Source organism: Marinomonas spartinae, assembly GCF_900089775.1.
GTDB classification, from domain to species: Bacteria; Pseudomonadota; Gammaproteobacteria; order Pseudomonadales; family Marinomonadaceae; genus Marinomonas; species Marinomonas spartinae.
This window is the reverse complement of record NZ_FLOB01000003.1, coordinates 196226-222058: the sequence shown is the minus strand read 5'-3', so window position 1 is coordinate 222058 and position 25833 is coordinate 196226. Positions and strand designations below refer to the sequence as shown.

At 42.9% G+C, this 25833-nt stretch carries 23 protein-coding genes; 12 read left to right on the top strand and 11 right to left on the bottom strand.

Annotation, left to right across the window (positions count from 1 at the left end; translation table 11 throughout):
* Window positions 1-27 precede the first annotated feature (27 nt).
* From MSP8886_RS08765 to can, 5 genes are all read left to right on the top strand, one after another.
* A complete protein-coding gene (locus MSP8886_RS08765; protein WP_083200881.1) occupies window positions 28-390 on the top strand; it encodes a YqcC family protein in 363 nt (120 codons plus the stop codon).
* A complete protein-coding gene (locus MSP8886_RS08760; protein WP_067015115.1) occupies window positions 387-1280 on the top strand; it encodes a DUF1853 family protein in 894 nt (297 codons plus the stop codon). The genes MSP8886_RS08765 and MSP8886_RS08760 overlap by 4 nt, the downstream gene beginning before the upstream one ends.
* A 60-nt stretch (window positions 1281-1340) precedes the next feature.
* The gene (locus tag MSP8886_RS08755) at window positions 1341-3347 is read left to right on the top strand and encodes a putative bifunctional diguanylate cyclase/phosphodiesterase (RefSeq protein ID WP_067015112.1); all 2007 of its coding nucleotides are present in this window, start codon (window positions 1341-1343) and stop codon (window positions 3345-3347) included.
* Window positions 3348-3467: 120 nt separating this feature from the next.
* A complete protein-coding gene (locus MSP8886_RS08750) occupies window positions 3468-4325 on the top strand; it encodes a putative RNA methyltransferase (RefSeq protein ID WP_067015102.1) in 858 nt (285 codons plus the stop codon).
* The gene (gene can, locus MSP8886_RS08745) at window positions 4318-4953 is read left to right on the top strand and encodes a carbonate dehydratase (protein ID WP_067015100.1); all 636 of its coding nucleotides are present in this window, start codon (window positions 4318-4320) and stop codon (window positions 4951-4953) included. Before MSP8886_RS08750 ends, can begins: the two co-directional genes overlap by 8 nt.
* A gap of 121 nt (window positions 4954-5074) precedes the next feature.
* Here can and MSP8886_RS08740 read toward each other — a convergent pair whose 3' ends face one another.
* On the bottom strand, window positions 5075-6028 hold the full coding sequence (locus MSP8886_RS08740; RefSeq protein ID WP_067015098.1) for a LysR family transcriptional regulator: 954 nt from the start codon (window positions 6026-6028) through the stop codon (window positions 5075-5077).
* A gap of 86 nt (window positions 6029-6114) precedes the next feature.
* Window positions 6115-7320 (bottom strand): AGE family epimerase/isomerase, encoded by a 1206-nt coding sequence (locus MSP8886_RS08735; protein ID WP_067015096.1) that lies wholly within the window; start codon window positions 7318-7320, stop codon window positions 6115-6117.
* Between the two features lie 192 nt (window positions 7321-7512).
* Here MSP8886_RS08735 and MSP8886_RS08730 point away from each other — a divergent pair, with 192 nt between their 5' ends.
* Together MSP8886_RS08730 and MSP8886_RS08725 are read left to right on the top strand one after the other, a co-directional pair.
* Complete coding sequence (locus MSP8886_RS08730) at window positions 7513-8718, top strand: ROK family transcriptional regulator (protein WP_067015093.1); 1206 nt, start codon at window positions 7513-7515, stop codon at window positions 8716-8718.
* Window positions 8719-8820: 102 nt separating this feature from the next.
* Window positions 8821-10311, top strand: coding sequence for a TyrR/PhhR family helix-turn-helix DNA-binding protein (locus MSP8886_RS08725; protein WP_067015090.1), 1491 nt, complete (start codon window positions 8821-8823; stop codon window positions 10309-10311).
* 150 nt (window positions 10312-10461) lie between these two features.
* Here MSP8886_RS08725 and MSP8886_RS22330 read toward each other — a convergent pair whose 3' ends face one another.
* The 4 genes from MSP8886_RS22330 to MSP8886_RS08710 all read right to left on the bottom strand — a co-directional run bounded on the left by MSP8886_RS22330 (window position 10462) and on the right by MSP8886_RS08710 (window position 13590).
* Window positions 10462-10623, bottom strand: a complete 162-nt coding sequence (locus tag MSP8886_RS22330; protein WP_175365291.1) for a hypothetical protein — start codon at window positions 10621-10623, stop codon at window positions 10462-10464.
* Between the two features lie 246 nt (window positions 10624-10869).
* On the bottom strand, window positions 10870-11691 hold the full coding sequence (locus MSP8886_RS08720; protein WP_067015086.1) for an HAD-IIB family hydrolase: 822 nt from the start codon (window positions 11689-11691) through the stop codon (window positions 10870-10872).
* A gap of 112 nt (window positions 11692-11803) precedes the next feature.
* The gene (locus MSP8886_RS08715; protein WP_067015083.1) at window positions 11804-12157 is read right to left on the bottom strand and encodes a HopJ type III effector protein; all 354 of its coding nucleotides are present in this window, start codon (window positions 12155-12157) and stop codon (window positions 11804-11806) included.
* A gap of 230 nt (window positions 12158-12387) precedes the next feature.
* The gene (locus MSP8886_RS08710) at window positions 12388-13590 is read right to left on the bottom strand and encodes a Bcr/CflA family multidrug efflux MFS transporter (protein WP_067015079.1); all 1203 of its coding nucleotides are present in this window, start codon (window positions 13588-13590) and stop codon (window positions 12388-12390) included.
* 278 nt (window positions 13591-13868) lie between these two features.
* Here MSP8886_RS08710 and MSP8886_RS08705 point away from each other — a divergent pair, with 278 nt between their 5' ends.
* Window positions 13869-15722, top strand: a complete 1854-nt coding sequence (locus tag MSP8886_RS08705; protein ID WP_067015076.1) for an ABC transporter ATP-binding protein — start codon at window positions 13869-13871, stop codon at window positions 15720-15722.
* A gap of 82 nt (window positions 15723-15804) precedes the next feature.
* Entirely contained in the window at window positions 15805-16134 is a 330-nt protein-coding gene (locus MSP8886_RS08700; protein WP_067015074.1) for a DMT family transporter, read from the top strand.
* Window positions 16135-16205: 71 nt separating this feature from the next.
* Here the strand turns inward: MSP8886_RS08700 and MSP8886_RS08695 are convergent, their stop codons facing one another.
* From MSP8886_RS08695 to MSP8886_RS08675, 4 genes are all read right to left on the bottom strand, one after another.
* Window positions 16206-17966 (bottom strand): alpha-amylase family glycosyl hydrolase, encoded by a 1761-nt coding sequence (locus MSP8886_RS08695; RefSeq protein ID WP_067015071.1) that lies wholly within the window; start codon window positions 17964-17966, stop codon window positions 16206-16208.
* A gap of 94 nt (window positions 17967-18060) precedes the next feature.
* Window positions 18061-19290, bottom strand: a complete 1230-nt coding sequence (locus MSP8886_RS08690) for a glycosyltransferase family protein (RefSeq protein ID WP_067015067.1) — start codon at window positions 19288-19290, stop codon at window positions 18061-18063.
* 81 nt (window positions 19291-19371) lie between these two features.
* Entirely contained in the window at window positions 19372-20208 is an 837-nt protein-coding gene (locus MSP8886_RS08685; RefSeq protein ID WP_067015064.1) for an HAD-IIB family hydrolase, read from the bottom strand.
* A 684-nt stretch (window positions 20209-20892) separates the two neighbouring features.
* The gene (locus tag MSP8886_RS08675) at window positions 20893-21318 is read right to left on the bottom strand and encodes a DUF3010 family protein (protein WP_067015061.1); all 426 of its coding nucleotides are present in this window, start codon (window positions 21316-21318) and stop codon (window positions 20893-20895) included.
* A gap of 357 nt (window positions 21319-21675) precedes the next feature.
* Here MSP8886_RS08675 and MSP8886_RS08670 point away from each other — a divergent pair, with 357 nt between their 5' ends.
* Complete coding sequence (locus tag MSP8886_RS08670) at window positions 21676-22908, top strand: pyridoxal-phosphate-dependent aminotransferase family protein (protein WP_067015060.1); 1233 nt, start codon at window positions 21676-21678, stop codon at window positions 22906-22908.
* Window positions 22909-23038: 130 nt separating this feature from the next.
* Here MSP8886_RS08670 and MSP8886_RS08665 read toward each other — a convergent pair whose 3' ends face one another.
* Window positions 23039-23959: a DMT family transporter gene (locus MSP8886_RS08665; protein WP_067015058.1), complete on the bottom strand. Its 921-nt coding sequence runs from the start codon at window positions 23957-23959 to the stop codon at window positions 23039-23041.
* Window positions 23960-24295: 336 nt separating this feature from the next.
* Between MSP8886_RS08665 and MSP8886_RS08660 the strand changes: the two genes are divergently transcribed.
* A complete protein-coding gene (locus MSP8886_RS08660; protein WP_175365290.1) occupies window positions 24296-25288 on the top strand; it encodes a Bug family tripartite tricarboxylate transporter substrate binding protein in 993 nt (330 codons plus the stop codon).
* A 102-nt stretch (window positions 25289-25390) separates the two neighbouring features.
* Window positions 25391-25831: a tripartite tricarboxylate transporter TctB family protein gene (locus MSP8886_RS08655; protein WP_067015057.1), complete on the top strand. Its 441-nt coding sequence runs from the start codon at window positions 25391-25393 to the stop codon at window positions 25829-25831.
* Window positions 25832-25833 lie beyond the last annotated feature (2 nt).

Here is a 25833-nt window from a genome sequence, read left to right as displayed (position 1 = left end):
TTACCGTTTTTTACAGGAGAAATCAGGTTGAATACAGCTTATCCAATGCATTCCCGACTAGCCGAGCTCTTAATCAATGTAGAAATGGTGATGCGTGAGGGCGGCCTTTGGGAATGTGAGCCACCGAGTGAACAGGCCATGCAAAGCAATGTTCCTTTTTGTGTTGATACAATGAGCTTCGCTCAATGGTTGCGTTACATTATGGTAGAAAAGTTTAAAGTCTTGATTGAACATGGCGCACCATTGCCAAAGCAATGTCATGTTTCTCCCATGGCTGTCGAAGCGTTTAAGGAGATGGATCCAACGGTGCTTAAGAATCTTGTGAAGCGTCTTGATAAAATTGATCAACATTTGAGTAGTCAAACCTTGTCGGATAATTCAGTGTCATGATGACAGCCGAGATCAACCAATATCTCGCTGATTTGGCTTGGGTGGTCGGTAGTGAACAAGGGGAGTTCAGTTGCTCCCCCACTACTAACCTCATTGAAAGCGATATGGATGTGTCTAAGTTTTGGGTGTCAAATAAGAATGAGAGGTTAGCAGCATTGGCTTTGAATCCTGAGCCATTGGGAAATGCGGTTCGTGCCTGTAAGTCCCATTTCTTAGGCAGCTATTTCGAAACCTTGTTTTCATTTGCTATTCAGCATTTATCCAGTTTTAACGTCCTTTTTGAGCATATTCAGATTATGGATAAGGACAAAAAAACGTTAGGTGAAATAGATATGCTGGTGGAAGCCCTAACAGGAGAGTGTATTCAGTTTGAAGTGGCTATCAAATTTTATTTGGAGCGTACCGATTTATACCCGCATCATTGGATTGGTCCCAATAAAAATGACAGTTTGAAAAAGAAAGTAGATCGGGCTCGTGGTCATCAGCTACAAATATTGAAAACGACAGATGGAAAGCAGTTGTTACAGTCTGTTACTAAAGACTCTAACTTTCAGGCAAAACTACTCATTTTTGGTCGTTTGTATTTGGCTTTATCTAGTCCTGAAAAAGTGATTTCGTTTTGTGATAATTCTCATTTTGGCGGGTGGATCAGAGTATCCCAAGTCGATCTTTTGCTGCCTTTCTTTTCATACTATATGCCTTTGAGCAAGCCTCATTGGCTGACGTTTTCAAATAGTTCTCGCGATTTATGCTTCTTTGAAGCACAATGTAAGAATGAATGGAGAAAATCATTCCAAGAGGATGTTCGCCCAAAACATATTATGTTGTTGAGGGAGTTGGAAGGTCGTATGTCCTGTCACTTTGTTTTTATCGTGCCAGACAATTGGTAACGCTTTAAAAGTGAAGGCGCTTTTAATATTCAGCTTTTCCTTATGTAGAATGAATTTTTCATGAGTCAGACTGCGAATAAAATGAGTAATGCTCTGTGCATTGCGTTGTGGGTTGTTGATACTGATCGAGCTAGCATTGCTTGGAGTAACTGTCATGCTAAAACTTTGTTGCGGCAGAATAGTTCGGCTGCCAATTTTGATAGGGAGTTCTTCTTTGATGATGACTTTCTAGCCACGCTAAGATTGATGACCGTAGCTTACGATATTGGTGAGCAAGTCACCTTTGACTGGCCAACGCCCCTAGGTAAGGACGATATTATAGAATGCGTTAGCACCATTATTTCATTGGGTGGTGAGCGCCGTGGTTTGTCTGTTCAAGCACTCTTTTCAAATAGTTCTCCTTTGGATGCCGAAATTGGGCTGATTAAACAGCTTGGTAGTTTATCTGTGGCTATGCTCGATTATGATGGCGGCTTTCTTGAAGTGAGTGATGTGTTTGCCTCTCGTTTTGGTACTGTCTCGTCGATGAGTGATTTGTTTGTCACGAACAGCAACACCTGTGCATTTATGAGTAAGCTGTCTCTTGGCCAGCCTTTTACCCAAGAAATTCGACTCTCCACCCTTAATAGCGTGCACTGGCATCAGCTGGAGGTGGTATTTCATCCAGAGGGTAAAGTGCTCTTAATGGCGAATGATATTCAGCAAGAGAGAGGTCGAGAGAACGAAATTTTTCGCTTACATCATTTTGATGTTTTGACAGGCTTGCCGAATCGCTACCATTTATATCAAACATTAGAGAATATCCTAGAAAGCGGTAATAAACGTTTTGAACATTGGGGTATTCTCTATCTGGATTTAGATAATTTTAAAATTGTTAATGATACTTTTGATCACCGCGTTGGTGATGAGTTGATTCAGCAAGTTGCTTTGAGAATTCAAAGTGTGATTCCGAACAATGCGGAGTTATATCGTTTAGGTGGTGACGAGTTTGTTATTTTGTTGACCAATATATTGGGTGTGGAGAGTTTACAAGAAGTTGCGAACCTCATTACTAGAAATGCGCTGAATACATATTTTATTGCCAATATGGAAATGATGGTAACGGCCAGTATCGGTATCGCTTGTTACCCTGAGCATGGTGATAATGTCGACCATCTACTAAAAAATGCCGACGCAGCGATGTATCGTGCAAAATCGATTGGTCATAATACCTCCTTTGTCTTTGATGTGGATATGATCGATACCATTCGAGCGCATTTAACGTTAGGTGGCGGTTTACGTAAGGCCATTGAAGAAGAAGAGTTCGAACTGTTTTATCAACCTAAAGTGCGCTTGTCAGACGAAGTAACGGTGGGTGCTGAAGCTTTGATTCGCTGGTTTCATCCTGAGCTGGGGCTTATTAGTCCCGATCAATTTATTCCTATGGCGGAAGAAAGTGGGATGATCTTACCTCTTGGTGAGTGGGTTATACGCACGGCATGTAAACAAATTAAAACTTGGCAGGATCAAGGCATTCCCCCCATTAGTGTGTCGGTAAACTTATCTGGTCGTCAGTTTATGCAGACAGATTTAGTCGAAATGGTTGCACAAGTACTTGAAGAGACAGGGGTCGACTCTCAGTACTTAGAACTTGAGCTAACGGAAAGTATGTTAATGGCGGATGCTCAACAAACCATAGAGAAGCTGCATGCATTTCGTAAATTGGGTGTGACCTTGTCGATTGATGACTTTGGGACAGGTTACTCGTCTTTGGCCTACCTGAAAAAATTCCCCATTCAAACTCTAAAAATAGACCGCTCTTTTGTGAATGATCTTGGTATTAGTGGTGGAGATGATGCGATTGTTAAAGCCACCATTGCCATGGCAAAGAGTTTAAATCTCAAAGTGATTGCCGAAGGGGTGGAAAACCGTTCCCAAATAGATGTTCTTAATGGTTTTCAGTGTCAAGAAGTTCAGGGATATCTTTTTGCTAAGCCTATGAGTAATAAAGACTTCGTTCATTATATGAAGACTCAAAAAATGGTCAATGTTAGTGACGTTTTGAGCTCTGTGACATCTACTATTTAACCAATATTGGAAGGGCATGATGGCGGATGTTCTATTTTAGTGGAGCAAGTCACTTTCTTGACTTGTTTATCGGCAATGATGCCCATAAACTAGGCGAAATTTATAAATTTTGGAAGCACTGTGTCAACGTTGGAAAGCCTTTCGTGTCCTATCGATCAATTACCCCTAAGTCAACAAGAGAGAAGCTTACGCTGTTCAAATGGTCATACTTTTGACCTGGCTAAATCTGGTTATGTTAATTTGCTTCCAGTCCAAAATAAGCGCTCTAAACAGCCTGGTGACAGTAAAGAGATGGTGCAAGCGCGCCAAGCCTTTTTAGAGCTGGGTCATTATTTTCCTATCGTTGAAGAAATTACTCGTACTTGGCCTGCGGCTTTAAACACGAAGCTTCCTGTTCGCATATTGGACGCTGGGTGTGGTGAAGGCTATTACCTGCAGCATTTAGCGCAACGTTTGGCTGACTTGTCAGTGATGACAGAATGCGTTGGGCTAGACATTTCTAAGTGGGCGGTTGCCGCCGCGAGTAAACGGGATAAGTTGATGTCTTGGATAGTGGGTAGCAATGCTAGTTTACCCACTCCTGCTGGGCGTTTTGATGCTATTTTATGCTTGTTTGGTTTCCCTGCTTTTTCCGAGTTTCAGCGTGTTTTGTCGGATGATGGTGTATTATTATTAGTTGATGCGGGTCCCGACCACTTAATCGAACTACGTCAGATTTTGTATCCATCAATTCATGAGTACAAAGCGCCCTATACAGAAGGGATTGATGGTTTCCGGCTTATTCAAGAAAGCAGTTTGAGCTATCCGTTTTCTTTGGCATCTCAGGAGGAAATTCAGCAATTACTTTGTATGACGCCACATATACATAAAGCCTCTTATGGCGGCAAGGAAGCCGTCAAACAACTTAGCAATCTGGCGTTGACTGCTAATATTTATTTTCGTTGGTATCAAAAGGATGAAGTTATAAAACATGCCTAATAGTTTGGATACGCTTTTTGAGAGGAATAAAGCTTGGTCTGAAAAGGTCACAGCGGAAGATCCTGAATTTTTTTCCACATTATCCCAGCAGCAGCGTCCTGAATACCTGTGGATTGGTTGCGCAGATAGTCGCGTGCCAGCCAATCAGATTGTTGACTTGCTGCCTGGTGAAGTGTTTGTGCACCGTAATATTGCCAATGTGGTGGTTCATACCGATTTGAATTGCTTATCCGTGATTCAATTTGCGGTGGACGTGCTAAAGGTGAAACACATTATGGTGGTTGGTCATTATGGTTGTGGTGGTATTAAAGCCGCAATGGATTCCCGAGAGCATGGCCTGATCGATAACTGGTTGCGTCATATTAAAGATGTCTATCGTTTGCACAAGGCTGAAGTAGATGCCATTGCTGATGATTGTGAGCGCTTTGATCGCATGTGTGAATTGAACGTTATAGAGCAGGTTGCCAATGTGAGTCAGAGTAGTATTGTGCAGAATGCGTGGCGTATTGGTCAGGAGTTGCATGTACATGGATGGTGTTACAGCATTAATAATGGTCGCATTAAGGATCTACAAGTGTCTGTGACGAACGCTCAAGAAGCACAAGATCAATTAAATAAAGGGTACTGATAGTAGGGGATGCCTTCTATAAGGCAATCTTGAAGGACTGCAATTTTTACATGCCGTTCAACATAAAAATGTGTCGCAGGTTTATGTTGAACGGTCAATAAGCAAGATTGCCTTATAATACTTATAGATGATTGTTTTCGGCAATGGCTCTTGCGCACCCTGCGATGGTCGAACGCAACCAGATGTGGCCTGGATCGTGCTGCAGTAATGGGCTCCAAAGCATCTTTAATTCAACGGGAGGAATCTCGAAGGGCGGCGGCAAGACCACAACATTTTTGTTGCCTTCCATCAGCTTGGTTGCCAATGAGGGTAATGTAGCAATTAAGCCCAATTGTTCCGTAGAGCGCATAGCCACGTTATAGTTACGTGTGAAAAGGCGAATATTTCGCTTAAAACCAAGGTCGGCTAAGCTGCCATCTACCCAGCCAAGTTTTTGTACTTCTTCAGGTTGAATGCCAACCCCTACACCAAACCCTGTCTTGCTGACCCACACGTGAGAAGCTGCTAAATAGGCATCCAGCGTAAAGTTTTTTGCTATATCTGAATCAGCTGGCAATAAACAGGAAAAGCGATCCACCCAAACGGATTTCTGATGAAAAGACTGTGGTAATGTATCGAAGCGGTTAATCACTAGGTCAACTTTGCCTTTTTCCACATCATGAAAGCTAACATCACTCGGATTCATGACGTCTAAAATGACACTTGGTGCTTCGCTTTGCAGCTTTTTCATTAACGGGGGAATTAAGGTGGCTTCCGCATAGTCACTTGCCATAATGCGAAAGACGCGTGAGCTGGATTCTGCCTCGAAGTTTTGCCCAAGATGCAGCACTTCATCTACAGATTGCAGGATACGTTGCACGCGGGGCTGTAATTGAATAGACAGTGCTGTTGGCATCATGCCATCACTGGTGCGAACCAATAATGGATCATGGAAAAGATCTCTAAGACGTCTTAAGCCGTTACTCATAGCTGGTTGAGTAATACCCAGCTGGTTAGCAGCGTGAGTCACATTTTGTTCGCGTAACAGGGAGTCTAAATAACGAAGTAGGTTTAGATCGATTTTATCTAGCTGCATAAGGGGCTCATGTCAATTTGCACTCGCTTCATGATACTGTATTTACGTGTCAAATAGAACGATAAGCCCTGAATTATGGTATCAAATTACTTTTTTCGAGTCAGTTGAGTGATGACTTCATAACAGGCACCCATCGTATGGTAGTCCGTTTTTCCGGCAGGGCTTTTGCAATCATCATAGGCTTGGTTGTCTTGCTGTAGAATACGAAACCAAGCGCCGTACTTATGATCAATCATATGTTGCCAAGCGTATTGCCAAATCGCCTGATAACGCTGCCAGTAGATGTCTTTGCCCGTCACTTGAGCGAGCATGGCGGCGGCGGCAAAGGATTCCGCTTGAACCCAGAAGTATTTATCACCATCACAAATATTCCCTTCGGGATCGTAGCCATAGCAAAGACCTTTATTTTTCTCATCCCATGCTTTTTCCCAGGCTTGATCGAAGAGATAGATTGCTTTATCAACGAACCCACTCTGAGTCTGTTTTTCTGGGTTGACTCGTTGGTGAATCAATAATAACAGTTTGGCCCACTCGGTTTGGTGGCCAGGTTGGAATCCCCAAGGGCGAAACAAGTGTTTCGGGTCGTTTTTGTTGTATTCCCAGTCAATCTGCCAATCTTGGGTATAGTGCTCCCAGATCTCTCCTCCAGCAAGACTGGCTTGTCGTTGGCAAATGTTTTTTGCAAGGAGAACGGCTCTATCCAGATAAGCGGTTTCTCCCGTGGCATCATAAGCGGCTAGCATTGCTTCACAAGTATGCATATTGGCGTTCTGCCCTCGATAAGGCGAAACTTGCTGCCAGTCTGCGGAAATTTCATCCTTATACAGGCCATATTGTTCATCCCAAAAGTGCGTTTCCAATAAATCGACGGTTTCTTGAATCCATGGATAGGCTTCGGTTAGCCCAGCTTGATAAGCGCATGAGTAAGCCAGTAGGACGAAAGCAAGGCCGTAACAATGGTTGGTTTCATCAAGATTGGTGTCTTTATTAAGCAGCCAGACATACCCGCCATTGTCGCGTTTATGTCTCTCTCTTAAATAATGTATCCCATGTCGAACAGCGGCTAGGTATTCAACTTTCGGTTGGCTCTGATAAGCTTTGGCGTAGTTAAAAACAAATCGAGTACTGCTGACTAAATGACGTGTGTCTTTATCATAAATGTCGCCATTATCTTTAAAAAACTGGAAAAAGCCACCATTAGGATCGATACAGGCAGGATGATAAAAATGCATCGTGGAATCTATATGCTGCTGCAGAAAACCCACAGAACGAAAGTTGGGAGGTGTGCTCATATGGTTTTCCTTTTATTGCCATTAATGGGTTTTATGATTGTTTTTACACTCTTTTTTAGACATAGTAATGGTCAGAGATAACTGAATACTAGCGCTTTTTTGTCCCTTAAATCTATCTTCTTTCGTCATCTCATTATAATGGGCTAATGTTCAACTATAGAGCGTTTTATTATTTACTTAAGAGTCATGTTTATGAAATCCCTTGGCAGCACGTCTGAACAAAGTCGCATTTATAACGAACGAATTATTTTGCACTTAGTGCGTCGGCGTCCTGGTATTTCTCGGGTGACGATTGCCGAAGAAACAGGCCTTAGCACGCAAACTATTTCAGTAATTACCTCATCCTTGCTGGAGCATGGTTTGCTGCAAGTGTCGGGTAAAGTACGCGGCAAACGTGGCCAACCATCGGTTAAATTAAGCATTAATGCCCAAGGAGCCTATGGGCTGGGAATGAATGTGGACCGTGATCATATTAGTGCAGTGTTACTGGACTTTAGTGGGCATTGTGTTTTATCACTGGAGCGAGATGTGCCGTTTCCAACGGAGCAAGTTGCAAAAGATATTGCTAGTGAGTTGATCAGTGAAGTTAAAGCGCGTCTGCAGGACGATTGGGTAAAAGTGAAGGGGATTGGTTTTGCGAAGCCGGATTATATGGATGCTTGGCTAGACTCGTTAGTGACCGATAGCGAGTTGCGAGTGGATTTAGCTCGCTTACAGGCAGAATTAACCTATTGGCAATCCGATGCGTTTGAGACTTGGTTAGCCAGCGAAACGGGCTTAATGTGTTATAAAGAAAACGACGCTGTTGCGGCAGCAACCAGTGAATTATTATTCACTCAAGGGAATCAAGTTAGGCACTTTTTCTATTTGTTTGTCAGTATTGCCTGCGGAGGGAGTATCGTTGCGGACGGTGAGTGTTATCTTGGGGCTCATGGTAAAGCCGGTAGTTTTGGGTTAATTCCTACTTTATCGGGTAAGCATGGTCGTTGGATTCTTGAAGCGTTATCTCTTTCCTCATTAAAGCGGTTTTTTGCCCATCACCTTCATGAATATCCACAGTCGCATGAGGCTTGGCAAGCACCGGTTGTTGTGGGTTTAATTGATAGATGGAGTTGTGAGGTCGCTGAAGAAATACAACCGGCCCTCAGCGCGGTGATTGCATTGCATGATCCACAGATGATTATGATTGGAGGTCGTTTACCCATTGTTGTCGTTGATCAGTTGATTTGTCATATGACTCGGTTACTCAATCAACAAAGCGTTTTGCCCGTGCCAACAATTAGTGTTGCTCAGCATACGGCCACAGGGGTTACCTTAGGGGCGGCAGTTCTGCCTCTTTATGAAACATTTGCTCCTCAACGTGATGTTTTGTTGTTAAATACGCAATACGCCAAGTAATCGATATCTATACGAACGAGTATCACGGTGAATTTGTGGGTTGCGCTTGATCACTGAAATAGTGATGTTATTAACATACTATCGTTTACGACAGAGAAGGCCATGCGTTTAGAGATCCAGTGTGAAGATAGAATTGGCATGATAAGGGGAATTCTTGATTTTTTTATCCCTTACCAAATTGATATTCGTTTGATTGAAACGGACTCAAAGCGTCGGTGTTTATATTGTGGCTTTCCTGATATCCCTTTTGCTGACTTGCAGTCTTTGTTAGCCGATATTCGTCGTCTTGATGGGGTTGAGGACGTTAAAACCGTTATGTTTACGCCCTCGGAGCGTGAATATAATGCCTTGAATACGTTGCTTGAAGCCTTACCAGATGGTGTTGTTGCGGTGGATTTAAAAGGCTATATCACCATGGCCACCGAGTTGGCCGCGGCCGATCTGGGAGTGCCGATTGGCGTATTAGTGGGAAAGCCTTTACAGCAGTTTATCAAAGGAGTGAATTTCTCCAGAATGGCTTGGGAAGATATGGCAGAGGGAATCAGTAAGCGCATTCGTCTGCAAAATAAATCAGTTCTTTTAGAAATGAAGCCCATTTTTGTTCCTGATGGAGAGGAGCATGCTAATCTAGCCGGTGCAGTTATTCATTTGAAGTCCCAAGCAAGGTTGAACCGGCAAACAGAGCATTTTAAACGGGCGCCGGATATTGAGAAGCATCTTGAAACTTATTTTCAGAAGGATGTGATTCAAAGTGCGGCCATGTGCGACATGCTACAAAAAGCCAAAGCGTTTTCTATCATGTCAGAACCCTTATTGTTGTATGGGGGTGTAGGGACGGGTAAAAAGGAGTTGCTGCGGGCTTTATATCAGTATTGGGTAGAGCTGCAAGCGGACGGTGGTGCCCTGATGCTTCGTCATGCTCGCGAGATGAGCGCTGAGGACATTGCTAAACTGGATCATGCTTCTGGCTGGTTTGCCATTGAAGAATTGGAATATTTAGCGCCAGAACTGCAGGTAGATTTAGCGAATTGGTTATTACGTCAACCAGAGCATTCGATTAGTGAACAAGGGAAAGTAAGGTTAATTGGCTTGACTTCCTTGCCGAAAGCGCAACTGATTAGCGAACAAATCCATTCGACTTTGTATTTTGCGTTATCTTGCTTGCAATTGCGCGTTCCTTCTCTACAAGAGCGTACAGATGATCTTAAAGGGCTAGTTCAGCAGACACTTCAACGGTTATGTGAGCGTTACACTGTGCCTATGCCAAGCTTGACTAAAGCGGCCTTAGTGAAGATGTCGTTGTATTCATGGCCTGGCAATATCAAAGAATTAGAGAATGTGTGCTTACAGTCACTTGGTTTGGGTAAAAGTCAATGGGATGCTGATGACCTTGCCTTAATCGATGGCTCTAACGAAGGAGTATCGCTTGAGCTTGTGGATGGTTCTTTAGATAAAACGCTGAAATTATTGGAATCACAACTACTTAGGCAATTGTACCCACAGTATCCGAGTACTCGGCGTCTGGCGAAAGCGGTAGGTTTAAGCCATAGTGCGATCGCCAATAAATTAAAAGAATACAATATTAGCGGTTAAAGGCGAGTAGGGAGGAAGTGATAAAAAAGCCATTCATCGAGGATAAATAGCTTCTTACTGTACTTGATTTTTTAGTAGGTTAGCAGACAGTTTCATGATAGCTCTTATCTATTTAAACCTGAATCCTATCTAACACCGTTTGGTTAAGTACTAGTAGTAGCGGCGGTGTGGCATGCGCTTTGGTGATTTTTTCTCAGTCTCAATTTTAATCGGCTGCATGGTTTTTTTGGGCTGAGAAACTTGTCTCTGAATAGTCACTGCAAAAAATGCAATGGCAGCGCAAGCAGCTACGAACATTATAAATTCAAACATCGTGTCTCTCCAAAAATATCTTTATTAATACAATCATGAGTCATAATCACGATTGCGTAAAGCCTGTTTTGTTGTAATTAAGTAAATGGGGATGCTAAAGGCAATAACAACCCTGTTTAAACAACGATCACATTTTTAGCCACTTTGAACCGTCTATTGCCTTAGTTGGCGATTTGCCAAAAAGGCTAATAAGCCTGCCTTTTCCACCAAATCACGTTGGTATGCATATACTAGCTGGAAAAACGGTTAAAGACTGTATCGTTCACGTAAATATCGCGCAACACCATCTTCATCATGATGGCCGATAACATTACCCGCTGCCTTTTTTATATGTTCTAAGGCATTGTCTGTGGCGTATGCTTCATCTGCCATGGCAAACATGGTTAGGTCGTTATCGCCATCACCGAATGCGATAATGCGTTGTGCTCCTATCTCCTCTTTCAATTCCATCAAGGAAGAGCCTTTGCATGCATCGCTATGGTGTATATCTAGCCAGTAAGCGTCTTTATTATAGATGCCGCCACCGGAATAAGCGGTGATGTGCTTGTGCTCACGGCTGTCTATCACAATGCGCTCAATTAATTCGGGTCGACCTAATGCACTGATGTTCGTGATGACAGCATTAGGGTCGAGCTCTTCTATAGGGTGTAGACTCAGTTGGTCGTGGCTCCCTAATTCATTGGCAATGTGATCACTCAAGCGACCTTTTAGTGCTGGGTGGTAGACTTTATGTGCGCCATTTTCGTCCAAACAAAACACGAATGGCGTGATCTCATGCATTTCGAAAGATAAGAGTGTTTGGGAAATTAATTCGGGAGTTAAAAAATTGCGATGTCGATAGGTTTGGCTACTTGGGTTCCACCATTCCACACCATTTTTGAAAATTTGCCAGAGAGGAAAGTCATGACCTGCGATGCAGGGTTTTGCAGCAAAATGCGTGCGTCCAGTGGCCACTGTATATGCTATTCCGGCGGCTTTTAATCGTTCTAGTGTGTCGCACGTATAGTCTGATAGACGCTGCCCTTGATTTAATAAGGTACCATCCAAATCAAATGCTAATAAATCCATCTCTACCTCACGTTTATAGGGCTACTCATAGGGAAAGACACTATCGATAGCACAGTTGTGTTAACAAGCCAGTATAGAGTTGAACACTGGCTTGTTCGGGCCGAACAATTAATTATTCGGCTTTTTTGCTTAACGCAACCCCATCAAAGGCGATGCCATCCCAGCCATGTTGCATAAATTGGCGAATGTTTTGATGATCTGTCCCTTCTGGGTTCTCTAGCACATCGATGCGATAGAAGTGGCCAAATAAGGGTAAGGTTTCTTCAGGTGAAAGCTGATGTAATTGGGCAAAGTAAAAAATTTTACATGAACCATTGTTTTCATTTAGTCCATTGACTAACTGGCCATTGGTGAATGAGGTAGCCGTGAAATTGTATTCGTTTTCAATGACGCTAATCACTTCTTTAAACTGTACTTGATCTGGCGTGCTCTTAACTTGTTCTAATATTGAGTCGGTTGTTAGCATGAGTTCTCCATTCTATAACGACTGAAAGAAGAGAGGAATAAGTTTGGCCTCTCGGATTATCAGCAAATTGGCATTGCCAGTTCAAAGAACGGCCATGCCGGAATAATAACCGAGCAGTGTTTATTCTCATCTTTCGCTAAAGCCAGTTACGGCTTAGGGAATTATAAAACGGAATACTAAATATTTGCACGACCATTACATTCTAACCGATTGAAAAGTTATTAGCAGATTTATGCTGCCTCTTCTTGCTCTGGGGAGTCGAAGTATCTGATGACAATTTGATAAGTGATTACGCATAAAATACCGCATGCTGCCATGGTGCCAAGCATGGGGATAAAGGTGCCGTTGTCGAGTAAGCTGACGATCACACCGCTCAGTGCACCGGAAGAAAAGCGTAAGGTGCCTGCTAACGCTGCGACGCTACCGTTATGCTTGCCGGAATGTTTTAATGCGCCCGCCATGAAGCCGCTACCTAAGATGCCAATGCATCCGGTAAAGAGCATACAGCTGATGACGAGTGCTGCAAGAGGTGGGTGTTTAAAGAAGGTTAAGATAATGATCGCGACAGTGGCACTGAACAATACTCTGACGGTGTATTTAACTAGGTATTCAATGCCGACTTTTTCGACAAAGCGATTATTAATTGTGGTAGCAATCATCATGGTTATGATATTGAGACCAAATAGAAAGCCGAAATGGGATGGTTCTACTCCGTAGAGTTCAATATAGACGAATGATGAGCCTGTTACAAAGCACATCAAGCCTGCAAACTGAAAAGATCCCGCTAGAATGTAACCCACCACGGCAGGCTTTCTCAGAATAACACCATAATTGCTTAACGCAGACTTAAAGGATAATGGTGAGCGATTATCCTTATGTAATGTTTCCGGAATAGTCTTTAAAAAGAGCCAGATGGCTGTGGCTGCAATGAGAGCTAAGAAAATAAAAATAAAGTGCCAGTTAAATAGGGTTAAAATCGCTCCTCCTACAATAGGAGCAACTAAAGGTGCAATGGACATCACTAAGATGATCATTGACATGGCTTTGGCAAATTGATCTGTTGAAAGGCTATCTTTGACTAATGCTGGAATGCTAACCGCCACTGCTGCGCCACCAATAGCTTGTATCGCACGGCCAATAATTAGGGTATTGAAGCTATTTGAAAACGCACAAAAAAGACTGCCAACGATGAAAAAAGAGAGACCTGCAACGACGACTTTTCGGCGCCCAATGGCATCGGAAATGGGGCCAAATAAAATTTGTAGCACAGCAAAAACAATTAAGTACATGCTGAGCGTCATTTGTACCAAATGAACGGGGACATTCAAGCTCACCGCAATGGTGGGAATGCTGGGTAAATAGGTATCGATCGCTAGCGGCGTAATGCCAGCTAAAAGACCAAGAACTAAAAAGACAGGTAAGGTTAATTTCATAAAGTTGGCTGCATATCAATATAGAGAAATAGAGTATCAGATCTGAATTCAGGTTTTTGTCTGACACTGGGTCGGCTATTATAAGAGGGTTCTAATCAATATCATTCCTTTGAAAGGTGTAAGTATTGTGGTCGATTGTTTGTTAGACAAGATTTGACCCTGTTTTGCCATCACTTTAGTAGTAAACTAGTCGAATTTTCCCAATGGTTTCGATCTCTATCATAGATCTTAGCACTAATTCTTGCTACGGCGTCAGAGATTAATGAACAAGGAAGCATATGTTACGTTTTTTTGAAAAGTGGGTAAATCCTTACCCTGAAATAGAAGTTCGTGAAGCACCTAATACGTTGTTCGCTTTTTGTCGGTACTATTCAAAGGGGGTCGAAATCCCTCTTCTCGTTATGTCGCTATTAACCGCCACTATAGCGGTTTTGGAAGTGACGATGTTCAGCTTCATGGGCCAATTGGTCAATTGGTTAGTCAAGAAAAATCCCGACACCTTTTTAAAAGATGAAAGTGCTCATCTTATTACTATGGGGGTTGTGGTGCTGGTGGCGATGCCGTTAGTGTCATTTTTACATTCGGCGGTTCTGCATCAGACTTTGTTGGGGAATTACCCTATGCGCATACGTTGGATGTTTCACCGTTATGTGCTGAAACAAAGTATGACATTTTTTCAGGATGATTTTGCTGGCCGTGTCGCGACGAAAGTAATGCAAACCTCGTTAGCTGTTCGGGAAAGTGTCATGAAGCTGATGGATGTGTCGGTATACATCATCGTGTACTTTTTCTCCATGTTGTTTTTAATAGCCAAAGCGGACTTTCGATTGGTTATACCTATTCTTATTTGGATGGTGCTGTACCTGATTTTGCAATTTTATTTTATCCCTAAACTGAAAAAAATCTCCTCTGAGCAAGCTGATGCTCGCTCCAGTATGTCAGGGCGTATTGTTGATAGTTACACCAATATTTCGACCGTCAAATTGTTTTCACATACGCAGCGTGAAGCTGGCTATGCGAAAGACAGTATGGATCTTTTTTTGCAAACGGTATACAAGCAAATGCGCCTCGTGACAGGGCTGAATGTAGGGGTGCAAGTTTGTAACTATCTATTGGCTTTTTCTGTAGCTGGCTTGTCTATTTGGTTATGGAAGGAAAGTATTATTAGTGTGGGAGCTATTGCTATTGCGGTGAGTTTAGCATTGCGTTTAAACGGTATGTCCCAGTGGATTATGTGGGAAGTCAGTTCATTATTTGAAAACATCGGTACGGTTGTGGATGGCATGAAAACCATGTCTAAACCCTTGTCGATTCAAGATGACGAGGATGCAAAACCATTGAATATCACGAAAGGTGAAATTTGCTTTGAGCATGTTCATTTTCATTATGGAAAAAAACATCGAAAAGTCATCGAAGACCTCAATTTTATGGTCAAACGGGGGGAAAAGGTGGGGTTGGTCGGTCGATCTGGTGCAGGTAAATCGACCATCGTCAACTTGTTGATGCGCTTTCATGACTCTGAGTCAGGTCGAATTCTTATTGATGGGCAAGACGTCAGTAAAGTGAAGCAAGATTCATTACGTTCTCACATTGGCCTAGTAACGCAAGATACCTCTCTATTGCATCGTAGCGTTCGTGAGAACCTATTATATGGTCGTCCCGATGCAACAGAAGAAGAGATGATCTCAGCGGCAAAAAAAGCAGAAGCTCATGATTTTATCCTGCAGTTGACTGACCCTTATGGCAATACAGGCTACGATGCAATGGTGGGGGAACGAGGGATAAAGCTTTCGGGTGGACAGCGCCAACGAATTGCGATTGCTCGAGTGCTTTTAAAAGATGCGCCATTGTTAGTCTTAGATGAGGCCACATCCGCGTTGGATTCAGAAGTAGAAGCGGCCATTCAAGAAAGTTTGTATCGTTTGATGGAAGGGAAAACGGTGATTGCTATCGCACATCGTTTGTCTACTATCGCAGCCATGGATACGCTTATTGTATTGGATCAAGGTAATGTCGTGGAGCAGGGGTCTCATGATGAGTTGATTCAACACGGTGGCATTTATGCCAAACTATGGGCACACCAGACGGGCGGCTTTTTAGGGGAAGATATTGTTGAAGAGGCAGTTTATTAACAATGTTTGAAAAAACTGTCGGATAGTAGAGCGGGTCCTGTAAGTAGAATAATCTAGTCCATTGATATAAGAGGGGAATAGAATGACATACATAATTTTATGTTTAGCGATTGTGTGTGAAGTGTTCGCGACAACGTCGTTAAAAGCGTCCGATTCCTTTTCTAAATTAGGGCCAACGGCCATGGCTCTGATAGGTTATTGTGTATCCTTTTATTTGCTTAGTGTGGTGATGAGAACACTCCCTACTGGAATTACCTATGCGATTTGGGCAGGGCTAGGGATTGTGTTGATATCTTTGTTTGGCTACCTGTTTGCCGGTGAAAAATTGGATCTTGCTGCGTGGCTAGGGATGAGTTTGATAGTGATTGGTGTGGTGATCATCAATCTATTTTCTAAAACAGTTAGTCACTGATTCGCTTGGAGGCTCTTAAAAATGGTGTGTATGATACCCACCATTTTTAAGAGTGCAGCGATAACGGTCTACTATCCTACGAGTTTTACCTTACCTTTCTTGTTTGCCAGCCATAAAAATTGGTAGGGCATTAAAGTGACTTTCGCTAAGTGGTCCTCATATACTGTGTCCGTGACTAAATCGGTCCAGTCGTCTGTAGCGATAAGGTTTAGTTCTGATAAGTTAAAGCTTTGAGGTTGATCCGTTATATTGAAAATCGCAAATAAGCTTTGGCGACGATCCAAACTTTGGCGCCAGAAAGCAAATAGATGATCTCCCATGTGTAAGATGTACTGGGTAGCGTTGGGGTGAAACGCAGTCTGTGCTCTTCGTATCTGAGCTAAATTAGTGATGGCGTTGAATACTTTTTGATGATGTGTAGGGGTGTTAAGAACGTGCTCTAAATCGTCCATCTTCCAAATATGACGATTAATAGAACGAAATTGCCCCGTATTATCCACGCGATCCACGTCGTTTTCTGTGCCAAAAAAGCTGTGTATATAAAACGCTGGAACACCCTCGAGGGACATCATCACTGCCGCAGCACAATAGAATCGAGCAAATTGCCATTGATCAGGACCCTGTTGTACCGAGCCAGCTAAGGCGTTCCACAAACTGATGTTTATTTCATACGGCTTGGCTTCGCCGTCAGGTGTGGTGCGAGAGCTAATGCGTCCTCCAAAGCGTTTCATGGTATTGATTAAGGTTTCTAGCTCCCAATCTGTGAGTAAGCCTTCCGTTGGACGCAAGCCAATACCATCATGGGAGGCAATGAAGTTCAGGTAGGTGGTGCCCTGTTGAGCGGGTGGCATGCTCATTAACCATTGTTTTAGATGTTTGCAGTTACCTGTGACCAAGCTGTTGATCAACAATGGTGGCAGTGAAAAATTGTAAATAAGATGGGCTTCGTTGGCATTACCAAAGTAGGTTAAATTCTCTTGGTTAGGAATATTGGTTTCAGTGATGATGACGGATTCGGGCGCGTAGTGCTCGATGACGAGACGTAACAGGCGGATCATCTCATGGGTTTGTGGTAAGTTAATACTTGGTGAGCCTGGGATTTTCCAAAGGAAGGCGACCGCATCAAGACGAAACCAGCGAATCCCTTTTTCCAGATACAAACGAATAATGCGGAGAAACTCTAATAAAATGTCTGGATTCTCGAAATTTAAATCTATTTGATCATGACTAAAAGTACACCAAACGTATTTTGTGCCATTTTTGGTTTGTACTTCACGTAATAGAGGGGACGTTCGTGGTCTCACGACGGCGCTTAGATCGGCGTTAGGGTCTGCTTCATAAAAATATTTTGCCCCTGGATCGACACCCGCTTTATAGTTTTCAAACCACATACTACGGCTAGAACAGTGATTGATGACTAAATCGCCCATGACCTTGAAGTCTTTCGATATTTCCGAAATATGGTGCCATCTTCCGGATGCGGGATTAACACTTGTGTAATCCATGACGCTAAAGCCATCGTCTGAGCTGTAAGGAAAAAAAGGCAGTAGATGAACAGCAGAAATGCTGTTGATTAACTTGGTTTTAACGAACTTTTGCAGAGTTTCTAATGGTGCTTCATTCTCAGCTCTGAGGGTGTCCGCATAGGTAATCAGCATAATATCGGACTGGTCCCATAAATTTCTGTGGGGGCGTGGGGATTCTGTTTTCGGATCTAAATTAAAGGTAGCCAGACAGTTACGGGCAAGTTCGGTGGCGTCGCGGTTAGGGTATAGAACCTGAAGGTGACCGATGAGTCGTTGTTCTAATTGTGATGGCGCTGTATTTTCCATAGCTGTCTACCTGTAAAAATATCTGAAAATAGTGAAGATGAAGTGGTGGCCTCCATCCGTCTCATCAACTTAACCAGAGGATATGGACACCGATTTATTTGTCTGGGCCAAATTCCTGCATGTCTTGTTCGACAGCAAGGGCCAGTTGTTTCATGACACCAGGAAATGCACTGACAACACGGTTCCAGCTTGGAATAAAGGGAGCTTCCATTGGATTATCAAGATACATATTTCCTGCCTTCATGACATTACTGGCGAACAGTTCAACGGCTTGCTCCTCTTGGTGTACATCTAATTTTAATCCATTAATTTCTGCATCATTGCGATAGGTTTCAATAAAGTCCAATGCTGCTCGATAGTAGGTCGCTTTAATGGTGCGGAAGGTTTCTTGATTAAAAATAGTACCATTGGTTGCCAGTTTGCGGAAAATAGCTTTAGTGATATCAATGGACATCTTCGATAAGCCACCGTCATCGTTATCGGCTGAGAGGTCTTGATGTTTATGATCATAAACATCAGCGATGTCAACTTGGCACAAGCGGTTATTCGAATAGTTGCGTTTCATCTCGCTTAGAACACCAATTTCTAATCCCCAGTCGCTTGGAATGCGCAAATCTGTCATTACATCACGACGGAATGAGAACTCCCCGGCAAGAGGGTAACGGTAGCTGTCTAGATAATCTAAGTATTCTAAGTTTCCAAAGACTTTCTTGAGAGAATAAAGCAAAGGTGTGACCAGTAGACGGCTAACGCGTCCATTCATCTTGCCATTTGCAGTACGCGCATAGAAGCCTTTACAGAACTCGTAGTTGAAATTGGGGTTCGCGACAGGGTAAATCAAACGAGCGAGCAGCTCGCGATCATAAGTGACAATATCGCAATCGTGCATTGCTATGGATTCTGCTTTGCCTGCTGCTAAGTTGTAACCCATGCAGAACCATACGTTCCGACCTTTCCCTGGGTCATTTGGTGAGAGCTGTTCCCCTTTTAATACACTGTCGATGGCTCGGAGGCGAGGGCCGTCATTCCAGAGAACTTTATGTTTTTGTGGTAGAACACTAAAAAACTCCAAAGCATGGCGATATTCTGCTTCAGTTGCTCTGTCTAAACCAATGACGATTTCATCAAGGTACGGAACTTGTTTGAGGTGTTCGATGATGTTTGGCATGGCGTCTGTGGCCAGTTCGGAATATAAACAAGGGAGAATAAGCGACATTGGCCGAGTTTTGGCAAATTCGCACAGTTCTCTCTCCATGTCTTCAAGCGGACGGTTGGCTAAGTTATGAAGCGTTGTGATAATGCCGTTCTGGTGAAAGTCGCCCATTATTATGTCTCCTAGAGTGTTAAATTGTTTTGCCGATTGCAGGCCGCGAATCGTCTATTCACATAGTGCGTATTTTTCTTGTTATAAAATGCCTCGTGAAGCGAGGGCTTTGTTGACAGCTTGTGCCCATCCTTCTGGTCCATAGGCGTCAGTTAGCCATGCATCGTAGCGTCCTGGTATTTCTGGTGGTGCATGAACGGGTGATCGTACGACAACGGGAATATCGGCTTTGCTTAACATGCCAATATCGTTTTCCCCATCCCCAAGGGCCATATTGGTTACAGTGCTTTGATAGAAATCAGCATACCGTTCACTCAGCCATAACATAGCTCGGGCTTTATCGCAGGATTTGCCCATAAGGTGAGTAAAGCGGCCGCCTTTCTGTACTTGAATGTCCGTGTCTTTTAGCGTGTCTCTAAAAAGGTTCAGGGCATTGGCTGAATCTTTCCATACCATAGGCTCTGTAAACTCACGCTGCATGGCCAGCTTTGCACTTTCTTCCGTTAAGCCTGTTAGCTCAGCCACATCTTGCCATGTCATATCGCTAAAGCGTTTAAATTGAAAGCGGTTGCTTAAAGAAGCAGTGATGTCTATCAAAGTTTGTCTATGTGGGCCAAATGCTTTCAGCCAATAATGACCGTGGTCTTCTAAGGCATACTGATCATGGTCTTCATCACGTATAAGTCTTAACTCTTTTGGAATATAGATGGCCGCACCATTTTCGATGATAAACGGGTCTTTGTGGTGTAGTGATTGACGTAGTTCACCCAGCTCTGCAAAAGTTTTGCTAGTGTTTAAAATACAAGGGATAGTAAAAGTTTGAAGCGCTTGGAATGTAGAAAGAGCGGGTTGAAAACTGTATGTATGATGGTCCAACAAAGTGCCATCTAAATCAGTGAATACGAGTAATTGTGTCATATTTTTTAAGATCTTAGTCGGATAGAGTGCGTCTGCTACCGAAAAGTCGATCTATATCCTCCTTCGTCATGCAACAGCTGGGAAAGTTCAGACTCCTTGTTGCTTGTTACCAAATTAAGGAACGGCGCTCAAAAAATGGTAAAGGTTTATTGCTTATAGCAAATCCAATGCCAGTATTTGAAAGTGTTCGTGCCTTCCCTGATGACTGTTTCTATGCGTTTTTTAGCTTAGCTGCTTTTATGAACAAATTAATGACAACCTTCCTAAAACACATATTTTTTCCCTTTACTCACACAACTAGAATGCTGTTAACCCCTATCTTACAACGGCTGCAGGAGGTCATTGCTTCCATACTTTTTTGTGTGAATGCGGCTTGCATACTTCTATCGCTTCGCTCTGTTTTTGAGCAAGAAAACTGTTGTTACCTTGGTCTTTTTGCCTAGCTTTTAGGGAGGAGTTTAATCGACTTCCTGGTCGCTATTCCCTAAAAAGGTGCATAACAAAGCAAGGTGTTTTATGAAAGTGTTCTGTTTTGGTGCGATTTCTGGCCTGAGCTAGAATGTGCCTATGATCGGCTAAGATTAAAAAGAGGGGCAGGTGGAAGAAAGAAAAGACAGACTTTTCTTTCTTAGTGATTAACCGTATTTTTTGACTAGAGCGAAATGCAATGGTGAGTGAGCTAGCTTATTCTTCACAAAGTGCGACATAACCTACTGTGAATGCGCCTTCTTGAAAGGCTCTTAATCCCGTTGCCTTGAATGGAATTGGCATAGGATGTTTTTTTAGAATGTCTTTCACCGTCGCACCGCTAAACAAATCTACCTGAATGGTATCGATTAGTTGAATGGCTGCTTCAATTTTAAATCCGATGGCACTACCAGCAAACTTCCCTTTTGTTGGGCGCTCTTTAATCACCGCACGGGTTACTTTGTAATCTTCAAACAGTTTTTTCAGTATCAGCTGAAATTTGCGAACACTTTCACAATCATTTGGGTGGTTCAACGTGTGACGCACTTGGCGACAATCGGCTATCTGAAAAAGACCATCCTGCTTAGAAAGTAAGCAAAGAATGATTTCGTTGCTTTTAATCTCGATACCACAAGTAATCATATAGGATCCTGTATAAGGGAATTTCGCGCATTATGTCACACTTCGAGGAGAGCGAGCAGAGTAAAAAACACTGCTTTGCGAATTCAACACACGTCATATGTAATGCAAAATAGAATCACTGTGGTAGATCGTACTCTTTTGTGTGTCATGACTCTTATTTTACAGAAGAATACGCTATTATTTTGGAATATTATTTTGAAAATATGAATTGCACGATATTTTATCCTGATAAATGTCAAAAAAATTGCGATTCATTCGTGCCTTCTTATTTTCAATTGTTGGGATATCTCCTCACAAAACTCATTCTATTTTTGTTAGAGGTTTCCTATTTTTTAACTAACCATAAGGCTACCTACCATGACTGCTTCATCGCCCAAGGGGATTTCTCGTCCCCAGGTGAAATCGCTAGATGAAATCCTTCCTGCTGAACCTCTTTTAATGATGGGCGCAGGCCCAGTTCCTATTCCTGAATGTGTTGCCCGAGCGAACTCGGTGGTAATCAACCACCTTGGCAGTGTCATGGCGCAAGTCATCAATCAAGTAAAAAGTATGGCACGCTACGTATTTCAGACGGAATCTAAATGGGTATTGGGTGTGGCGGGACCGGCGTCGGCGGCGATGGAAATGGCTGTGTCTAACTTAATGGAGCCAGGGGAACCGATTCTGTGTATTAACAATGGCTTTTTTAGTCATCGTATGGCCGAGATGGCAACACGCATTGGCGCGGATGTTCACGAGTTGCATGTTCCAGTATTGGAAGCGGCAGATCCTGAACGTGTGCGTAAAGCCATTGAGACAGTGCGGCCGAAAGTGTTGACTCTAGTTCAGGGGGAAACCTCCAATACGGTTTTCAATCATGCTTTAGAAGACATTGCTAAGATCGCTAAGTCTTATGGCTGTTTAGTGGTTGTTGATGCGGTTTGTACGTTGAGTACCATGCCGTTAAAAATGGATGAGTGGCAAGTGGACGTGGTGATTACTGGTGGTCAAAAAGGCTTGTCGTCTATTCCAGGGGTGTCATTGTTAGTCTTTTCTGATGAGTCATGGAAAACGGTCAAAAATCGCAAAAAGCCGGTTGTGCAATGGTGTTTTGATGCGCAGCTTGCGGAAAACTTTTGGCACAATGATGGCTACCATTATACCGCTCCTGTTTCGGGTATCATGGCTCTGCATGAGGCTCTGAAACTGGTGTGCGATGAATCTTTAGAGCAACGATTTGCAAGACATTTGCGCTGCTCTACAGCGTTGCAAGCGGGTATAGAAGGTTTGGGATTGAATTTGTTTATTCCTGAGTCGTCCCGTTTGAACTCGGTAGTCGGTATTCAGTTACCTGAAGACTTAACTGCAGGGCAAATATGCCGCCATATTTCTGAGGTGTACCGAGTGGAAATTGCTGGCTCTTTTGGGCAGCCGATTGTGCGTATTGGCCAGATGGGTGAGCAATGTCGTGAGCATAACTTATTTCGAACCTTGCATGCCTTGGGTAGTACCATGCGAGATTTAGGTGTTAAGGTAGACCAGCCTAATGGTATGGCAGAAATGGAAGCCTGTTTACAGCGTATTCCTCGGACGTTGTCTCAAGTGGCTTAGAAACAGCGAATTGGCCTTAGCCTTTTTTTGCAACAACCCCCATGCTCCATTTGGATATGGGGGTTGTTGTTATGGCTTTTGTCTGAGTGATGTTTTTCGTTTGGTGGGCATTAGGCTTGCGAAAAGAGCACTAGCTGTGATCATCTCTCAGTTGCCTTTTTGTCGGTCGGTAAAAGGCGATTAATACGCCAATGACGACTATGGCACCTGCAATTATTTGTTCGTTAACAATCGTTTGCTCGCCAAAGAGGGCGGTCCATAAAATAGACAGAGCTGGGGCTGTATAAGATAAAACACCCAAGAGAGATAGGTCCCCTCGCTTTGTTCCGATATCCCAACATAAAAAAGCTACACCTATTGGTCCAAACCCCAAGCCTAAAATAGCGATCCATGTATCTTGAGAAAAATTGTACACATGGGGTTCTAGGACAAGATGAAAACTAACTGAAAACAAAGCCGCCACGATACAATTCCAAAGTACGCAGGATGAGGGAACACTTGAGTGTCGTCTATTAGCAAGAGAATAGCTGCCCCAAATAAGGCTGGCGATAAAGGCTGAGAAGTAGCCTAGTATGGTGGGTGAGGTGCTCGTATTGTGGTTAGAGGTTGTATCCAATATGGTGCTCATTTGGGTGCTTGAATGAATCATTAACCCTGTTCCCATTAAGGCAATGATCCCTCCGATAAAATGTGACCAATTAAAAGTACTGAGCTTACGTGAGGACAAACACATGATGATAAGCAATGGCCATGAATAAGCTAATATCCCCGCTAATAGCGTTGGCGAGTGCTGTAATGCATAAAAATAAAAAAAGTGATAGAAAAAATAGCTGGCACCGCTTAGTAACATAGACTTAAGTGGCGTATCCTTCCACGATTGAACAAGTTCACCACGCACAAAGTAAACAATGGTTAAAAACACACTTGCCATGCTAAAGGTAATGGCTATCGTCAGCATAGGTGGTACGGAACCTATTTGTGATGTGAATAAGGCCAAAGAACTCCATAAAAAAATCGCAATAAAGCCAATGCCCGTCGCCTGTTTATTCATTCGTGTCTCTTTTCCGCTCTCTATCTTTTTGGGCTCGTATCACGTGAGGAATGTTTACGCATTAATTTATAAAAACGTATCGTATTTTATTCTTCAATAATAACAACTAATTCCCGCTTTTTATAAACAATTTACATGCCGAACCCTCTCTATATTCAATCAATGGATTGTTGGCTTACTCCAAACAAAGTGCATTTAATTTTCATGAATTAAGAACGCTGACAGGTTGGTGACAGGTTTGCGTAGTAAGGTGTGCGAACTGGCTATTTTGACAATAGAAAAATAACACTCTGATACCAGATCAAAAACAACAAAAATAACAAGCAGGAGAATACCATGCTTAACAAGATATCTATCAAGTCTGTTCTTATTTCAGGTGCAGTTGCACTAACACTTGCCGGACAGGCCTACGCTTACGAACCCGCTCGTAGTGCAGAATGTATTGCCCCCGCAAACCCTGGTGGTGGTTGGGACTTTACCTGTCGTAGCGTCGGTAAAGTACTGGTTGATCAGAAATATATCAAAGGTAATGTTCAAACGGTTAACATGAGTGGTGCAGGTGGCGGTGTAGCCTTTGCTCACACCGTTAGTAAACGCTCAAAAGATGACAATCTTATCGTGGCTGCCAGCACAGCAACCACTACTCGCCTTGCTCAAGGCCAATTCCCCGGATTAAATGCAAGCCAAGTAAAATGGGTCGGTACCCTTGGTGCGGATTATGGCGTTATTGCGGTAGGGAAAAATTCCAAATACACATCATTAACTCAAATGATGGATGCTCTAAAGAAAAATCCTGGTGCCGTTAAGTTTGCTGGTGGTAGTGCCTCTGGTGGTTGGGATCATTTAAAAGTACTTATTGCGGCCAAGGAAGCACACGTTACAAACCTACCTAAAATTCGTTATTTAGCTTTTAGCGGTGGTTCTGAGGCTTTGGTTCAAGTAGTTGGTGGTCACATTGATGCTTTTACTGGTGACATTTCTGAAGTTAAGGGATTCATGGAATCTGGTGATCTTCGAGTATTAGCTGTTATGTCTGAAAAGCGTTTACCTGCTCCGTTTAACAACATTCCTACTGCCAAAGAGCAGGGCATTGATGCGATTGCTCCAAACTGGCGCGGATTTTACGTTCCAGGTAAAGCGGATCCCGCTTCTTATGCTTGGTGGGTAAAAACCATGGATGAATTATATAAGACACAGGAATGGAAAGACATTATGGCGAAAAATGGTTTAATGCCATTCCATAAATCTGGTGCAGAGTTCACTGCGTTTGTTAACAAACAAACAAAAGATATCAATACCTTGTCGAAAGAAATTGGTTTGATTCGATAACGGTCACTAAATACAGACATCCACACAGGAGGGGAGGCTTCTCTTCTGTGTGGGTGTACCTATTTCTATATTTTAATGATTTAACTTACTCGGAGCAGAGACATGCGTATTAATGATCGTGTGTTCGGCATGCTGATGCTGATTCTCGCCGTTGCTTACGGTTGGGAGGCAACACAATTTCCCATTCCTTTTGGTGGAAATGAAAGTGTTGGTCCAGAAACTTTCCCTATTATGTTGTCCATTATATTGGCTATTAGTTCAATTTACTTGATTGTAAAGCCTGATCCAGACGAGAAATGGGCACCTGTCCCCATGTTGCTCCAGCTTCTAAGCGTGGCCGTTGCATTGTTGATTTTTGCTTGGGCGATTGAACCTGTTGGTTTTATACCATCTGCTGCTCTTGTGGTGAGTTTTATTAGCTGGCGCATGGGAGCAACAGTGAAGCATAGTGTGATGACTGGCATTGTTAGCTCCATTGTTATCTTCTTCTTGTTCAACTATGTGCTTGAATTGGCATTACCTCTTGGTATTTTGGAGCTGTAACC

What these genes read in the sequence shown, in the direction of transcription:
- MSP8886_RS08685 (WP_067015064.1), bottom strand. Translation starts at nt 20,208, where the DNA reads ATGACACAATTACTCGTATTCACTGATTTAGATGGCACTTTGTTGGAC.
- MSP8886_RS08735 (WP_067015096.1), bottom strand. Translation starts at nt 7,320, where the DNA reads ATGAGCACACCTCCCAACTTTCGTTCTGTGGGTTTTCTGCAGCAGCAT.
- MSP8886_RS08720 (WP_067015086.1), bottom strand. Translation starts at nt 11,691, where the DNA reads ATGGATTTATTAGCATTTGATTTGGATGGTACCTTATTAAATCAAGGG.
- MSP8886_RS08700 (WP_067015074.1), top strand. Translation starts at nt 15,805, where the DNA reads ATGACATACATAATTTTATGTTTAGCGATTGTGTGTGAAGTGTTCGCG.
- MSP8886_RS08760 (WP_067015115.1), top strand. Translation starts at nt 387, where the DNA reads ATGATGACAGCCGAGATCAACCAATATCTCGCTGATTTGGCTTGGGTG.
- MSP8886_RS08695 (WP_067015071.1), bottom strand. Translation starts at nt 17,966, where the DNA reads ATGGAAAATACAGCGCCATCACAATTAGAACAACGACTCATCGGTCAC.
- MSP8886_RS08690 (WP_067015067.1), bottom strand. Translation starts at nt 19,290, where the DNA reads ATGGGCGACTTTCACCAGAACGGCATTATCACAACGCTTCATAACTTA.
- MSP8886_RS08670 (WP_067015060.1), top strand. Translation starts at nt 21,676, where the DNA reads ATGACTGCTTCATCGCCCAAGGGGATTTCTCGTCCCCAGGTGAAATCG.
- MSP8886_RS08730 (WP_067015093.1), top strand. Translation starts at nt 7,513, where the DNA reads ATGAAATCCCTTGGCAGCACGTCTGAACAAAGTCGCATTTATAACGAA.
- MSP8886_RS08715 (WP_067015083.1), bottom strand. Translation starts at nt 12,157, where the DNA reads ATGCTAACAACCGACTCAATATTAGAACAAGTTAAGAGCACGCCAGAT.
- can (WP_067015100.1), top strand. Translation starts at nt 4,318, where the DNA reads ATGCCTAATAGTTTGGATACGCTTTTTGAGAGGAATAAAGCTTGGTCT.
- MSP8886_RS08710 (WP_067015079.1), bottom strand. Translation starts at nt 13,590, where the DNA reads ATGAAATTAACCTTACCTGTCTTTTTAGTTCTTGGTCTTTTAGCTGGC.
- MSP8886_RS08665 (WP_067015058.1), bottom strand. Translation starts at nt 23,959, where the DNA reads ATGAATAAACAGGCGACGGGCATTGGCTTTATTGCGATTTTTTTATGG.
- MSP8886_RS08740 (WP_067015098.1), bottom strand. Translation starts at nt 6,028, where the DNA reads ATGCAGCTAGATAAAATCGATCTAAACCTACTTCGTTATTTAGACTCC.
- MSP8886_RS08655 (WP_067015057.1), top strand. Translation starts at nt 25,391, where the DNA reads ATGCGTATTAATGATCGTGTGTTCGGCATGCTGATGCTGATTCTCGCC.
- MSP8886_RS08705 (WP_067015076.1), top strand. Translation starts at nt 13,869, where the DNA reads ATGTTACGTTTTTTTGAAAAGTGGGTAAATCCTTACCCTGAAATAGAA.
- MSP8886_RS08725 (WP_067015090.1), top strand. Translation starts at nt 8,821, where the DNA reads ATGCGTTTAGAGATCCAGTGTGAAGATAGAATTGGCATGATAAGGGGA.
- MSP8886_RS08660 (WP_175365290.1), top strand. Translation starts at nt 24,296, where the DNA reads ATGCTTAACAAGATATCTATCAAGTCTGTTCTTATTTCAGGTGCAGTT.
- MSP8886_RS08675 (WP_067015061.1), bottom strand. Translation starts at nt 21,318, where the DNA reads ATGATTACTTGTGGTATCGAGATTAAAAGCAACGAAATCATTCTTTGC.
- MSP8886_RS08755 (WP_067015112.1), top strand. Translation starts at nt 1,341, where the DNA reads ATGAGTCAGACTGCGAATAAAATGAGTAATGCTCTGTGCATTGCGTTG.
- MSP8886_RS22330 (WP_175365291.1), bottom strand. Translation starts at nt 10,623, where the DNA reads ATGTTTGAATTTATAATGTTCGTAGCTGCTTGCGCTGCCATTGCATTT.